General features: G+C 29.6%; 12 protein-coding genes and 1 pseudogene. 3 read left to right on the forward strand and 10 right to left on the reverse strand.

The genetic code is table 11. The annotated features are described in order from the left end of the window. Positions 1–91 precede the first annotated feature (91 nt). On the forward strand, positions 92–1,939 hold the full coding sequence (gene glmS / locus W908_RS06825; RefSeq protein ID WP_053820484.1) for a glutamine--fructose-6-phosphate transaminase (isomerizing): 1,848 nt from the start codon (positions 92–94) through the stop codon (positions 1,937–1,939). 37 nt (positions 1,940–1,976) lie between these two features. Here the strand turns inward: glmS and W908_RS06830 are convergent, their stop codons facing one another. Further along, positions 1,977–4,505: a hypothetical protein gene (locus tag W908_RS06830; RefSeq protein WP_053820485.1), complete on the reverse strand. Its 2,529-nt coding sequence runs from the start codon at positions 4,503–4,505 to the stop codon at positions 1,977–1,979. Positions 4,506–4,568: 63 nt separating this feature from the next. Then, positions 4,569–4,760: pseudogene (locus tag W908_RS08925) on the reverse strand (recombinase family protein); the annotation flags it as partial. 101 nt (positions 4,761–4,861) lie between these two features. Between W908_RS08925 and W908_RS06835 the strand changes: the two are divergent. Continuing rightward, positions 4,862–5,356 (forward strand): gluconokinase, encoded by a 495-nt coding sequence (locus W908_RS06835; protein ID WP_082345027.1) that lies wholly within the window; start codon positions 4,862–4,864, stop codon positions 5,354–5,356. A 44-nt stretch (positions 5,357–5,400) separates the two neighbouring features. Here W908_RS06835 and W908_RS06840 read toward each other — a convergent pair whose 3' ends face one another. Genes W908_RS06840 through W908_RS06860 form a run of 5 tightly spaced genes read right to left on the reverse strand, consistent with a single transcriptional unit; the run spans position 5,401 to position 9,818 of the window. Beyond that, complete coding sequence (locus W908_RS06840; RefSeq protein WP_053820487.1) at positions 5,401–6,525, reverse strand: EpsG family protein; 1,125 nt, start codon at positions 6,523–6,525, stop codon at positions 5,401–5,403. Continuing rightward, on the reverse strand, positions 6,525–7,256 hold the full coding sequence (locus W908_RS06845; protein WP_053820488.1) for an SDR family oxidoreductase: 732 nt from the start codon (positions 7,254–7,256) through the stop codon (positions 6,525–6,527). The genes W908_RS06840 and W908_RS06845 overlap by 1 nt, the downstream gene beginning before the upstream one ends. A 1-nt stretch (position 7,257) precedes the next feature. Continuing rightward, positions 7,258–8,556, reverse strand: a complete 1,299-nt coding sequence (locus W908_RS06850) for an FAD-binding oxidoreductase (protein ID WP_053820489.1) — start codon at positions 8,554–8,556, stop codon at positions 7,258–7,260. 12 nt (positions 8,557–8,568) lie between these two features. Beyond that, positions 8,569–8,982, reverse strand: a complete 414-nt coding sequence (locus W908_RS06855; protein WP_335334129.1) for a GtrA family protein — start codon at positions 8,980–8,982, stop codon at positions 8,569–8,571. After that, complete coding sequence (locus W908_RS06860; protein ID WP_236849140.1) at positions 8,946–9,818, reverse strand: UbiA prenyltransferase family protein; 873 nt, start codon at positions 9,816–9,818, stop codon at positions 8,946–8,948. Before W908_RS06860 ends, W908_RS06855 begins: the two co-directional genes overlap by 37 nt. Before the next feature lie 164 nt (positions 9,819–9,982). Between W908_RS06860 and galU the strand changes: the two genes are divergently transcribed. Continuing rightward, entirely contained in the window at positions 9,983–10,819 is an 837-nt protein-coding gene (gene galU / locus W908_RS06865) for a UTP--glucose-1-phosphate uridylyltransferase GalU (protein ID WP_053820800.1), read from the forward strand. 57 nt (positions 10,820–10,876) lie between these two features. Here the strand turns inward: galU and W908_RS06870 are convergent, their stop codons facing one another. The 3 genes from W908_RS06870 to W908_RS06880 all read right to left on the reverse strand — a co-directional run bounded on the left by W908_RS06870 (position 10,877) and on the right by W908_RS06880 (position 14,379). Next, positions 10,877–12,703: a polysaccharide biosynthesis protein gene (locus tag W908_RS06870; RefSeq protein WP_335334130.1), complete on the reverse strand. Its 1,827-nt coding sequence runs from the start codon at positions 12,701–12,703 to the stop codon at positions 10,877–10,879. A 211-nt stretch (positions 12,704–12,914) separates the two neighbouring features. Next, positions 12,915–13,475, reverse strand: a complete 561-nt coding sequence (locus W908_RS06875) for a sugar transferase (RefSeq protein ID WP_053820493.1) — start codon at positions 13,473–13,475, stop codon at positions 12,915–12,917. Next, entirely contained in the window at positions 13,459–14,379 is a 921-nt protein-coding gene (locus W908_RS06880) for an NAD-dependent epimerase/dehydratase family protein (protein ID WP_053820494.1), read from the reverse strand. Before W908_RS06880 ends, W908_RS06875 begins: the two co-directional genes overlap by 17 nt. Positions 14,380–14,409: the final 30 nt, after the last annotated feature.

Below are 14,409 nucleotides of genomic sequence, written 5' to 3' on the forward strand. Positions count from 1 at the left end.
TAAATGAACAAGACAATGAAAAAAAATCATCCTGTTGGGATCAATTTCATTATTAACTATAATTAGATACTCTTTTTTTTAATTATTCGTTATGTGTGGAATAGTTGGCGGTGTTACAAATTCAAATATTACCCCCCTTCTTTTAGAGGGGTTAAATAGATTAGAGTACAGAGGTTATGATTCGTCTGGCCTTATTGTATTGTCAGAGAAGAATACTTTTAATAGGGCAAGGTCTGTTGGAAAAGTTAAAAATCTAGAGAAAAACTTAAATGAGAGAAGTAATAAGATAAAAGGCAACATTGGCATTGCTCATACAAGATGGGCAACCCATGGTAAGCCATCTAATCTCAATGCGCATCCCCATATATCAAAGAACTCAGTTAGTGTAGTTCACAATGGAATTATTGAAAATTATGTTGCATTAAAAAATGATCAAAAAAAGCTGGGTTATGAGTTTAAATCTGAAACAGATACTGAGGTTATAGCGCATGCAATTGACTATGCAATAAAATCAAGCAAAACTCTAATTGAATCTGTTCAAAAAGTAGTTAAGTCATTAGAAGGCTCTTATGGACTTGGCATTATGTCCTCAAAATTCCCAGACCAAATCATCGCCACAAGAAAGGGCTCGCCTTTAGTGCTAGGGGTTAGTTCAAATGGAAATTATATTGCGTCTGATCAAATGGCATTATTATCAGAAACTAAAAAATTTATTTTTCTTGAAGAAGGTGATGTTGCTGAAATCAAATTAGATAAGATTACAATTTTTGATCTTGATGGAAACTTGGTTGATCGGCCAGTGATAAAGTCCATGATTAAAGCAGGTCAAGTTGATAAGGGTATTTATGATCATTTCATGCAAAAAGAAATCTTTGAGCAGCCTCAAGCAATACGAGACACATTAGAGTCTAGAATTACTAATGATTCAGTTATTACTTCATCCTTTGGTTACAAAGCTGATGAAATTTTCAAAAACATAAAACAAATTCAAATTGTTGCATGTGGAACTAGTTATAACGCAGGAATAGTAGCAAAATATTGGATTGAAGATATTGCTAAAATTCCATGTAACACTGAAATTGCAAGTGAGTATCGTTATCGTCGTCCAATTCTTTTGGATGATACTCTCTTTGTTACTCTTTCCCAGAGTGGAGAAACTGCTGACACTATAGAGGCTCTTAAGGCAGCCCAAAAAATAAATAATTCAATTAAATCTTTATGTATAAGCAATACTCCTGAATCAAGCCTTACAAGACTCTCTGATTTAACATTTTTAACTCATGCAGGACCTGAAATAGGTGTTGCAAGCACTAAAGCTTTCACAACTCAATTAGTCTCTCTCGCCTTAATGCTTTGTTCCATTGGGAAATTACGCAATAAAATTGACAGAACTCAGGAAAAAGAAATTGTAGATGGCTTAAAAAAATTACCTGGACTTATCAATGAAACCCTCCATCAAGAAAATCAGATTAAAATCTTAGCAAATAGCTTTTTAGATAAAAATAGTACCCTATTTTTGGGAAGAGGCACAATGCATGCTATTGCAATGGAGGGTGCCCTTAAACTTAAAGAAATAAGTTATATACATGCAGAAGCATATCCAGCAGGAGAGCTAAAGCATGGTCCATTAGCTTTAATTGATAAAAATATGCCTGTGATTGCTATTGCTCCTAATGATGAACTATTAGAAAAATTGAAATCAAATTTACAAGAAGTAAAGTCTAGAGGCTCTAAGATGATTGTTTTTGAGGATGAAAATTCTAAAGTTCAATCAATGGACTCAATGCAGGTGATACCAGTCACATCAAATTTAGGGAGAATTACAGCCCCAATTATATTTACAATACCTTTACAATTGCTTAGCTACCATGTAGCTTTATTAAAAAATACAGATATTGACAAACCAAGAAATCTTGCCAAGTCTGTTACTGTAGAGTAGTTTTGCATGGGTCCTTTTAAATAAAAAGCAAACTTAACTATTCTTTAATTGGCAAGTCATAAAGGTAATTAAAGTAATTGGTTTCAAGCATGCAATTACCTACTGAATCCATCTGAATATCAACTATCTTTGATTCTATGTCTGTAAAACCTTCATTGGTTCCTTTTGCTCTTGCCTGGTAAACTTCATACATACCATTAGTGCCAAATAATTCTTCTTTTGTAAGACCAGCATTCATAATAGAATTAAATATACATTTGCACATTGCCGTAGAAATCTCTATGTTATCTTCCAAAATTTCTAAATCTTGATTACAAGAATCAACATAAAAAGTCTCTATTTGACTAATGACTTCAGTATTTTCTGTTGGTATTGTTGAAGCATCGTTACCCAAAACTAAAGTGTTTTGACTTTCCTTTTTCTGAGTCCGTCTTGATGAACTTGACTCTGAACTCTCTTTAGAGTTATCAATCTTTGTAATATCCTGATTTTCAGAATCCAATCTTGCCTTCACCTCATAAAAAACATTCTCGTCTTTTTTAAATAACCTGATGTTATACCAGGCATCAACTGCGTTACTTGTGGTGATATAAGATTTACATAGGATCTCATCTTTAGTTTGATTTACCAATGAGACTTTATCAAAATAAATCATTTCAATCTCTCCACCAAACATAGTTTGTAATTTTTGGTTTTTAACTTGATTAACAACATCCTCACAAGTTAATTCAAGCATATTGCTGCTCAGTGATAAATTAAATGAATTCAAAAATTCTGAAAATAAATTACTTCCTCCTTTGTATGATTTACTACTTGATTGATCACTCTCTAGGGAATTATTAGATTCTAGATTTTGCAATAAAGTTCCATTTTCTAACTCGTAAATAAAATTTTGAATACTCAAGTTCGAAGTCAAAATGTCCTGAGAGTTCAAAGCATCATAATTTAATTTATTGATCTTATTTATATTTTCTATTATTAGTTGAGAATAATCATTTGTTAAATTTTCCACAAGGAGTTGCTCTAATTTGAGCAAGTTTGTTTTACTTTTTCTAATTTCAATAACTTTATTTTCCTCTTCAATTCGTTTTTCTTCAATTTGCTTTGACAAGTTTTGCTTAAAGATATCAATTTCAAAGTTCGTACTTTGAAGGAGTTTTAATGTGTAATTATTTAACACACTTCTTATAATCTTTACTTTTTCAATGATAAGAGGAGCAAAATCTGAAGTTAAATTCTCATTAAGTTTACTTTCAAGTTCTTTCTGGTTAGAGAGAAGTAATGCATATTCAGAATTTAATTGTGACATTGCAGTGATATATCTTTCTTCTTCTTTTTTAATCTTATATTGATTAAAGTTATTAGATTTTTTTGAGTAGTTTTTGAGTTCTAAAAAACTAGTTTGTAAAACTTCATTCCAATCTCCATTTAGAATATTCTTACTTTCAATTAACAATTCTGCAATTTCAATTATGTCAAATTCACTTGGATTAGATTTTACAAATTCCTCCAAATCTCGAATAAAATTTTGAGCAACAACTATTTCTGATGAAATTAATTCATATTTCAGATTATTAATTTTACGTTCCTCTCTTTTTCTATCCTCTTCTTTGACTCTTTCCTTATTTTGTTTAATTAAAAGAAGTTTTTCTTTTTCTTCATCCTCTTTTCTTTTAATCTCAATTGCTTCTTTTTTCTTAAAAATATTTAACTCTTGATTAAGATCTTTATTTTTACTCTCTAAACTAGATTTTTCTTGTTGAACTTTTTCATGTTTTTTCTCTAAATCCTGATAATTAGTTTCAAGTTTTATTACAATCCCATCAAGATTTAGATTTTTACTTTCTAAACTAGATTTTTCTTGTTGAACAATAGCAAGTTCATTCTTTATGTCTTCATATTCTTTATTAATTTCATTAAATTTTGTTTCAAACTCTAAATTATTTTTAGAATCAGAAATTTCTTTTTTTAAATTAGCAATTTTCCTGTCGTATTGTCGGGACAATTTCATGGTTTCTGCCTGAATATTGAGTTCTCCATTTTGTAATTTAGAAACTTGATTTTTTAAATTTGAAATTTGTTTATTTTTGAACTCAATATTAAGTGCTGAAGCAACCGGAATAGAATTTAATAATTTAATTTCACAATCTCTTCTATTTTTACCACTTCCTTCAAATCCTGGAATTCCATCTATTAAATGCTGATGCATAGTTTTATTTCCACGAGAGACAAAATACATATCCCACGTATTCGACTTTAATAACCATTTACCAATAGCAGTAATAGTGAGAGATTGATCTGTTTTATACCCTGTAAAAATATGCTGTCCTGTATCACCTGCGTGTTTGCCTGATCCTGACCAAAAACGATTACCCTGAATTGTAAACTCAGTTGCCACAGCAGTTATGCTGCTATTCCAAGGTTTGTCTCCATTCGCATTACTGCTACATTTAATTGACAATTTCAAAAGATTTACATCACCAGATCCCCAGGTAGATGCGAATACATTTTGAGTGCATAAAATTAATAAAATAGTTGAGATTGTTTTAAATAATCTACTTTTCATCTCATAAAAAAAATTTGTTAAAAATACTTTTAATTTATCTTTTAAAACTATTGTACTTTCTATTTAATCAAAAATATAGTAATTCACCTCAAACTTAGAAACCTTACTAGGGAAATGTTGATTTCTTATCTGTTCATTCATTAGGTCTCTTTCATGTTTTCTCTTTAAGACTAAGATAACTGATGAAGAGAACCATTTCTTTCCTGTATGGGTCAATATGGAACTCTTATTCAACCAATTTGATATCTTTCTGTAACCCCACCCTTCTTTCTCATGAAGATGTTAAATAAGAACGTAAATGATCTGTTGTCGTTTAGTGTATTCTTTTTGATTGATGAGTTTGTTGGATTGCAATTATGCTGTATCTAATTATGGGAGTTTCTGGAAGTGGAAAATCTTCAGTAGGAGTAAATTTGGCAAAAACTCGCTCAATTCCTTTTTATGATGCAGATGACTTTCACAATTATCTAAATATAGAAAAAATGAAACAAGGTCAGTCTCTTAATGACTTAGATAGGATGCCATGGTTAAATTTACTTTCTTCAAAAATAAAAGAGTGGAATGAAAAAGGCGACTCAGTATTAGCATGCTCTGCTTTAAAACAAAGTTATCGTAAATTATTATCTATTGATAATGAAATTACATTTATTTTTCTTGATGGAAGTTATGACTTAATTTTTGAGAGGCTATCTAAGAGAAAAGATCATTTTTTTTCAAAAGAGATGCTTAGTAATCAGTTTTTAGACTTAGAGAAACCAAAAGATTGTATCAAAATTCCTATCGACCAAAGTTTGAAAGACATTTGTTCAATGATTAATAAAAAAATAACTTACTTAAATAATTATCTTTAATATTTCCAAAATTGCGATAAAGAAATTTTAAGTTAGTTAATTTATTAAGATCGTAAAAAATCTCTAATATTATTTTTTTTATAAGTCAATAAGCAAATTAACAATGTAAAAATAGAAATAATTGCAGCTGCAATATTCATTGTCATCGATGCTTCAAAGGTCCTTAGATGCCCAAAAACGGTGTATGAATATAGAACTTGAAGAAGAAGCATAAAAGAAATTTTAAGGTCATTGTGCTTATGATTCATACATGTAACCAAATATTTTGAAGCATAAAGTAATATCGGTACAAATAGTATCGACATTACTCTTAGAGTATCGGCAGCGAGCAAGGTGGCAAAAGCAGTTATAAATAACAAACCAGCAGCTGGAATTAATATAGAAGTCTTTCGGGTAGTAATAATAAAGAATATAAAAAATAAAAATGCAGGGCCAAACGTGGCATAGATTCTAAGAATGTGTTTTAAACCGCCTCCTGTATATTCCAATACTGAGCTTGTTAATAAATCTTCTTCAGCAATAATAAAGACATTCACGAAATAGCTTCTTGTAAATATCATAATTACTAAAGGTACAATTGTGACACTCAATAACTCAAATGTAGAGTATTGTCTACCTCCAGTAAGCTTACCAGAGAAAATTTTATCCAACCACAGTGCTGGAATTACAATAAGAATCATCTCATGAAAAAAAGTTCCTATTGAGATTGTTAGTAATAAAAGAATTGATGAAGCTTTATATTTTGACCACATGAAGATTAATGCCAAAATTAAAAGCATCGGTGCGTCAGCTCGAATAAGTGCCGAACTGTAATATGCAAAAGGATATGAAATAACCCAAAATAAGATAAAAATTGAAATTTCTTTTAAATTAAAGCCAATTTTTCTTCCATAAAGGGCAAGAATACCAGTTGTAAAGGCTAAACTGTTTATAGTAATAATAGCAAAGTTAGTTTTTAGATCCCATGGAAAAATTTTGGCTATTAAGGGGGTCATAACCCTAAAGCCCCAGGGCGCTGGAGCTAATCCACCATTATATATAGACACATAATGAACAGCATCCCCAAAAACTTGCCAAGCCTCTCCAAAAGAAAGCCATATTAAACTTACAATTAAACCAATAATATAAGCTAAAAAAAATAAAAATACTGGCCTGTCTTTAAAAAACATTATAAAGATGTTCTTTTAAAAATTGCTTCTGGAATAATTTTTATCACAAACATTATCCATCTCCAAATCCATTTTAAATAAACAACATTTTTCTTTTTCTGCTGAGCTATAAATATCTTATCAGCTACTTCAGTTGGACTTAAAGTAAGAAATTGTGGTAAGTCCATCCCTTTTGTCATTTTTGTTTTTATAAATCCAGGTTTAACAGTAAGCACGCTAATATTTGAAGCATGCAACCTATTTCTTAGTCCGGATAGATAAATAGAAAGCGCTGCCTTAGAGGACCCATATAAATAATTACTCTGACGTCCCCTTTCACCAGCTACAGAACTCACTCCAACAATGAAGCCACTCTTTTGAAGCTCAAAATTATTTGCTACAATATTTAACAAACTTACAGCACCAGTAAAATTTGTATCAATTATTTTTTCTACATCACTGAAATTAGACTCAGAGTATTTTTGTACTCCAAGATATCCTGAAACTACAATGACACCAATTGGTTTTATTTTTAAATTATCAAAAAAAGCCTTATGAGATCGATAATCCAAGATATCAAGCTCTACACAACTAATCGCTCTTGAGCTTCTTATCTGTAGATCATTTGCAAATTCTGTTAAATCAGTTGAGTTTCTGGCTGCCAAGTATAAATTATAGCCATGATCAGTGTACTTTCTGGCAAGCGCCATACCTACATCACTTTTTGCACCAATAATTAAGATATAACTCATATTAAATCTCTAGTCTCTTAGATTGCAAGGAATTAAATTTTTTTTCAAGATTATATTTTTTTCTTATTTCTCTAAATTTATCAATTTGTGGATATCCAACTTCAAAAACTTTTTTGGATACTCTTGCATCTTTAGCCAAGTAAATACGTCCATTATTTTTTACTACAATGCTATCCAAAGAGTCCAATAAATCAAATAAACTTTTATTAATTTTAAAATCTACTGCAAGTGTATAACCCCTTATAGGAAATGATAAAAAGTTCTCATTTTTAGGGCCGAATAGTTTTAAAACTGCCAAAGTAGGAGTGCATGAGGAGCTCGAAATTTTATCAAGTATCTCTTTTAGCCCCAAATAACTCTTATTTTTTGGTAATACAAATTGATATTGAATAAAACCACTATTACCATAGATTTTATTCCAGTTAAGAATTGAATCAAGAGGATAAAAAAAACTATTTAAACTCAAAATCTTATTAGATATTTTTTTTCTTACTTTAAAAAAATATAAAAAATTAAAAAACTTTAAAGTAATCCTATTTATTATAAGTGAAGGTAATTTTAAACTTAATTTAATAGTTTTTAAGTTTTCATATTCAAGATCACCATCACTTAAAAAGTGGCCTACATTAATTAAACACTTACCAATTTTTTTTTCTTTTTCCAGACAATCTATCCATGCAACTATGTATTCATATTTTGAATACTTTTCAAAAACCTCAAATGTTTCTTTTAAATTATTTGACTTAATTGTTGTTTGACTAATATTTTTTGATTCTATTCTTTTTAAATATAACTCAACGTCTATTATGACTCCAGTAAGTCCCATTCCACCACAGGTTGCTTTAAATAATTCTGAATTTTCTTCTCTAGAACACCTGACAACTTTGCCTGAGGGTAGCATTAATGTTATTGATTTTATACATTCACTAAATGTACCTCTTAGATGATGGTTTTTTCCATGGACATCACTAGCAATAGCTCCCCCTACAGTAACAAATTTTGTACCTGGTGTTACTAAAAGAAACCAACCTTTTGGGACAAAAATTTCAAGTATATCTGACAATATAACACCCGATTGCAATTTAAGTAATCCTGAAGATTTGTCAAAATTTAAAAAATAGTTAAAGGACCTTGAAAGTATTAGTTTTTCGCCTAAGGCACTATCTCCATAGCTACGGCCATTTCCATGAGTAATTAAGTTATCGTGAAAATTCACCAATTCTGAAAGCTTATCTATATTGTTAAGCTTAAAAGTTTGGCTTTTAATTTTAGGATAATTACCCCAACTCGAAATACTCATATTATGCACACCTTAAAAAAATTTTCTATCAAGAAAAAATTTAAATACATAGCCAATTCCAAGACCAATTATTGCCCCAATATATTTCGCAGATTTAAATTCAAATATTCTGTGGAAACTAATTTCAAAACCCCAAAAAATAGCTGTAGTAATAACACCAGTTAAAGAGTATAAAAAAAAGATTTTAAATTCACTAGTGCTAACTTCATTTTTAAAATTAAAGATATAATTTTTATCAAAAAAATACTTGCAAATGAGTCCTACAATTGTTCCAATAATCATTGCAAAGTAAAAACTCCATAGTCCATCATAGATTACTAAGGTAAAGAATTGAAACAAAAGATTAAGAGATGTTGCAATAATAGCAAATATTGAATATTTAAAAAGTATCATAAATAGAGTATAAATGAATACGATAAAACCCATAAGAAAACCATTAGTTGAATAAACCTATCATTCAAAATAATTGATACTGGGGAAGCAGTATTTTCATCAAAAAAAGCAAGTTGAAGATATTTTATAAGTCCAAGTAATACAAATAAAACTGTTAAATATAAATGTTCATTTTGAATTCTTAATTGAACTTCATTTGATAAAGTAAATAATATATACGTCATAACAATCACTGCAGCTAAAATTATCATGGTAATATTAATAAATTTGATATTATAAGCATCAATAACTTTTCTCATTTTTAGACCAGAATTCAAAAAAATTAGCACGTCATCTCTTCGTTTTGCAAGTGCTAGAAACAGAGCTAAAAGATATGTCAAAATTACTATCCAAATAGAAAGATTGACATCAGTTACTATAGCCCCAAGCCAAATCCTTAAAACAAATCCAAATGCAATAACATTAACATCCAAAATAACTACATTCTTTAGATAAACAGAATAAGCAATATTTATAATAAAATAAATAATGATCACTATTAAAGCATGAAAAATAATATTTGTGGATATAAAAACCCCAAATGAGGCTAAAACTAGCATAATCAATATTGCATTTTTTTTATCAATTTCACCCGATGCAATAGGACGAAATCTCTTTCTAGGATGAATAAGATCATCTTTTAAATCCAGAAAGTCATTAAATATATACACAGCACTAGCTGCAAAAGAGAAAGCTAAGAAAGCTAAGAAAGTATTTAAAAATAAATACGCATTAATCATTTCTCCTGAAAAAAATAAAGGCATAAATATAAAGAAATTCTTTATATAATGATTTATTCTTAATAATTTAAAGAAACTTTGAATTTTCATTGTTTGTTTTATAAAAATATGTTTTTTTTGCACATTTCAACTATAAAATTTATTAATAAATCTTTTTAAGTGATTATACTAAAATAGCAAAAGCTTCAATTAACAAAGAGTTAGTTGTTACCAAAAATACTTCTTTCAATTTTAAATTAATTGCAATATTTATGATTATTAATAAATGTCTTTTCCCTGCTGCAGGATATGGAACTCGTTTTTTGCCTGCCACTAAAGCAGTTCCAAAAGAAATGCTTCCAATACTAACTAAACCTCTTTTACAGTATGGAGTTGAAGAGGCTTTATCTGCAGGAATTTCTAATATGGCGATTGTTACAGGAAGAGGCAAAAGATCAATTGAGGACCATTTTGATAAAGCTTTTGAGCTTGAATATCAGCTTATTGAAAATTCAAAGAAAGATTACATCAAAAAAATAAATGACATTACTGATGCTGCTACTTTCACATATGTTCGCCAGAAAGAAATGCTTGGGTTAGGTCATGCTATTCTTTCTGGCCAGCCACTCATTGGAAATGAACCATTTGCAGTAAATCTTGCAGATGATTTATGTATAAATGAAAATGGAGAAAACATTTTATTTGAAATGATAACTATTTTTAATAAATACCATTGCTCAGTTATTGCAATTGAAGAAGTTCCCGATGATCAAACGCACAAATATGGAATTATTTCTGGAAAATTGTTAAATAATTCTGATAATACTTTTCAAGTTGATTCATTAATTGAAAAGCCAGCTAAAAATCAATCGCCTAGCAATTTAGCTATAATTGGGCGCTACATATTAACACCAGACATTTTTGAAATTCTTAAAACTACAAAGCCAGGCAAAAGTGGTGAAATTCAAATTACTGATGCGTTAATAAAACAAGCAAAAAATGGAAAAGTCCTAGCTTACAAACATCAAAGTAAACGGTTTGACTGTGGAAGTATTGAAGGCTTTGTAAATGCCACAAACTATTTAGCTTTAAAGAAAGGAATTATTAAATAATGATCAAAATGTACTTTTATTTCTGGATAGCCAAAGCTTAAAAATTTACACTAAAATCTATTTTGAATCGCAATCTTTGAATAGTATATCCTTTATATCAGTTTGAGGCTTAAACTCAGGAACTGCTTTGATTAATAATTTTCTCATAGTATCTATTTCATTATTGTTAATTGCGACTTTAAGCTCGTTAATAATTGCCTCCAACTCAATCAAAGGAAGCATTTTTTCCTTAGCCCGCATAATCATTGGGTTTTCAGTATTAGATACGTTCTTTCCTATCAGCAACTCTTCATATAACTTTTCACCCGGCCTTAAGCCACTAAAAATGATTTCAATATCTCCATTTGGATTGTCTTGACTCTTAACTTCTAATCCACTTAGACGTATCATTTTCTTAGCAAGAGCTAAAATAGACATAGGTTTACCCATGTCTAAAACAAAAACATCGCCACCTATACCCATAGACCCTGCCTGAATAACTAGCTGAACCGCTTCAGAAATAGTCATAAAATATCTTTGCATTTCTCCATGAGTTACTGTAACAGGTCCACCTGACTTAATTTGTTCCATAAATAGAGGAATGACTGATCCACTTGATCCTAAAACATTACCAAATCTAACCATCATAAAACGAGTCTTAGAACTTAATTGAGTATGATTAGATATTTTCTGATTGAAATTGAGATTTAAATTATCCTGATGATCAGCTAGAGATTGAAGAATTAACTCAGCAAATCTTTTAGTTGCACCCATAGTATTTGTAGGACGAACAGCTTTATCAGTTGAAATAAGGACAAAAGTTTCAACACTAGATTCAATTGCAGCAAGAGCACAATTATAAGTACCAAGAATATTATTAGTTATGCCTTCTGTATTATTAAATTCTACAATTGGAACATGTTTGTAGGCAGCTGCATGATAGATTGTATCAACATTAAATTTTGTAAATACTTGTGACAATCTTTTTTGATTATTCACTGAGCCCAATATTGGAAATATCACTACTTTTCCAAAATTGCCATTATTTAGCTCTTTATCAATTTGATAAAGAGCGAATTCACTTAACTCATAAAGAATTAATGTTTTAGGTTTAAGCAAAATTATTTGTCGACATAATTCTGAGCCTATTGAACCCCCTGCACCAGTTACTAATACTACTTTGTTTAAAATATTAAGATTCAAAAGTTCATTATTAGCAATCACTTTATCTCGTCCCAATAGATCATCAATACCAATTTCATTTAAATCTGAAATTCTAATATTACCTCTAACTAAATCCAACATACTAGGCAAAGATCGAACATGAACTGAAAAAGGTTCCAGAAAATCAATTATTTCTCTTCTAATATTTATTGACAATGAGGGGAGTGCCAAAAAAACCTCAGTAATATTCAAATTATGAATTAATTCTGAAAATTCTAGTCGAGAATATATATTTTTTCCATTTATTGAATTTTTTTGAATACTAACATCATCGTCTAAAAAACCAACTAAATTGAACTCATTAGTTTCAACTAGTGAATGAGAAAGCTGTCTTCCAGCTTCACCAGCACCATATATAATTACATTTTTGGAAATAAATGAAGTTAGTAAATTCAAACACTTTGTTAAGATCCAACGACCAAAAACACGAAATCCAGCAACCATTAATAATGACAGCAATATATTAAGAACAATAACTGAACGAGGTATTCCTTGAACGTTTGCAAATTGACTGGAAGTAATATATATAAAACAAATAAGACTCCATAATAAGGAGTACAAAAAAACCGCTTTACTAACCTTCCATAGAGCCTGAAGTCCAATAAAACGGATAATATCTCTATAGAGTCCGAAACTAATAAATATTGGAATGGCAAAAAGAGGGGCCCCAAAAACTACCATAATTAAATCATTTTGAGGCCAATATAAATAACCCAATCGTATTGAAAAGGAAGCTAAAATTGAAAAAATAAGTAAAAATATATCACAAAATATAATTATTATTTGTTTATAAAAACGAGAAATTGACAATAATTTATTAAGTAAATTTAACATACATTAGTACCTTATAAATAAAGTCAATTTGATTTTAAAGAACTTAAATAACAAGCTATTAATGCGATATATTAGAACTTTTAATGACTTTAAAAATAGTTAAAAATATAATCTTCAAGTCGAATTTGAACGATTTTTTATCCAAATACTCTTTATCGTAGTAAACCTTTTCAGGAATACTTAAATCGTCACGGCCATTAACTTGAGCCCATCCTGTGATTCCTGGCAATAATTTCATAATCCCTTTTTCTTTGCGTAACTGTATTAAATCATCTTGGTTAAATAAAGCTGGCCTCGGTCCTACTATACTCATATCACCCTTTAATACTGAAAAAATTTGAGGAAGCTCATCTAAGCTAGTGCGACGCAAAAAGCTGCCAATTGGAGAATAATACTCATCAATATTTTTTATAAGGTGGGTAGCAACTACTGGTGAATTGATTCTCATAGTTCGAAACTTTGGCATATTAAATATATTATTATTATAGCCTACTCTTTTTGACCAATATATAGCCTGACCTGAGGAAGTAAGTCTTATAAGTAATGCTATCAATATCATTGGAATTAGAAAGAGAAGTGCAATTAATATTGCAAGAGATAAATCAATAAATCGTTTCATTGATATCCTTTAAAGATTTATTTGGCTTGAATCCCAGCGACCTAATTTTATCTGAATTATACATTTCGTTATCAAAAATTTTATTAACTTTAGATCTAATATTTGGATGCAAATATCCTACTAAATCAAATAATAATTTAGGAACACTCCAACTGTAGGGCTTTTTACTAGTTACTTGGGACAAAATTTCATAAATTTCTCTAGAAGTATACTGAAATCCATCAGTAATAATATATGTATTTCCATTAGCACTTTTTTCATTCACAAGAAAAATTAAAGCACCAATTAAATCATCGATGTGCACCATAGATCGGGAGTTTTTAATTTTAGGCAATGGCGGGAACCAGCCATGCTTGATACCAGATAACATCAACCCAAGATTGCCTTTTACTTCAGGCCCATAAACTAAAGCTGGTCTAACAATAATAATACTCATAGTGGATTTCTTATCAATTTCCAAAAGCTTCATTTCAGCTTCTAGTTTACTTAGTCCATAAATATCATTAATATCATCATCGATTTTAGAAAAAGAGCTATTGTTTATATTATTTAGCCCGGCTTTAACAGAGCTAATATAGACAAATTTTTTTACATTATTTTTTATTGCAAGCTCAGCAAGCTTTATAGTGGCTTCAACATTAACCTTATAATAGTAATTTGCACTTTTTTTATTACTTATATCATGGGCACAGCCAGCCAAATGAAAAACTATATCTACATTGCAAAAATAATCTAAACTCAAATCATCATTTACAATATCACATTCGATTTGATGATGAGAAATTTTTGGTTCAATTGTTCTGGATAATAATGTTAGGTTATTTGATAAACAACCTATGGCATTTACGAGTCTTTTACCAATAAAGCCTGAAGAGCCGGTAATGACTATATTTTTGTCAGACAAATAATTCAATTTTTTAAAAAAAATAAATAA

This window comes from Candidatus Pseudothioglobus singularis PS1, from assembly GCF_001281385.1.
Classification (GTDB): domain Bacteria; phylum Pseudomonadota; class Gammaproteobacteria; order PS1; family Pseudothioglobaceae; genus Pseudothioglobus; species Pseudothioglobus singularis.

What these genes read in the sequence shown, in the direction of transcription:
- W908_RS06850 (WP_053820489.1), bottom strand. Translation starts at nt 8,556, where the DNA reads ATGAGTATTTCGAGTTGGGGTAATTATCCTAAAATTAAAAGCCAAACT.
- W908_RS06855 (WP_335334129.1), bottom strand. Translation starts at nt 8,982, where the DNA reads ATGGGTTTTATCGTATTCATTTATACTCTATTTATGATACTTTTTAAA.
- W908_RS06875 (WP_053820493.1), bottom strand. Translation starts at nt 13,475, where the DNA reads ATGAAACGATTTATTGATTTATCTCTTGCAATATTAATTGCACTTCTC.
- W908_RS06870 (WP_335334130.1), bottom strand. Translation starts at nt 12,703, where the DNA reads ATGGTAGTTTTTGGGGCCCCTCTTTTTGCCATTCCAATATTTATTAGT.
- W908_RS06860 (WP_236849140.1), bottom strand. Translation starts at nt 9,818, where the DNA reads ATGAAAATTCAAAGTTTCTTTAAATTATTAAGAATAAATCATTATATA.
- W908_RS06835 (WP_082345027.1), top strand. Translation starts at nt 4,862, where the DNA reads ATGCTGTATCTAATTATGGGAGTTTCTGGAAGTGGAAAATCTTCAGTA.
- glmS (WP_053820484.1), top strand. Translation starts at nt 92, where the DNA reads ATGTGTGGAATAGTTGGCGGTGTTACAAATTCAAATATTACCCCCCTT.
- W908_RS06830 (WP_053820485.1), bottom strand. Translation starts at nt 4,505, where the DNA reads ATGAAAAGTAGATTATTTAAAACAATCTCAACTATTTTATTAATTTTA.
- W908_RS06845 (WP_053820488.1), bottom strand. Translation starts at nt 7,256, where the DNA reads ATGAGTTATATCTTAATTATTGGTGCAAAAAGTGATGTAGGTATGGCG.
- W908_RS06840 (WP_053820487.1), bottom strand. Translation starts at nt 6,525, where the DNA reads ATGTTTTTTAAAGACAGGCCAGTATTTTTATTTTTTTTAGCTTATATT.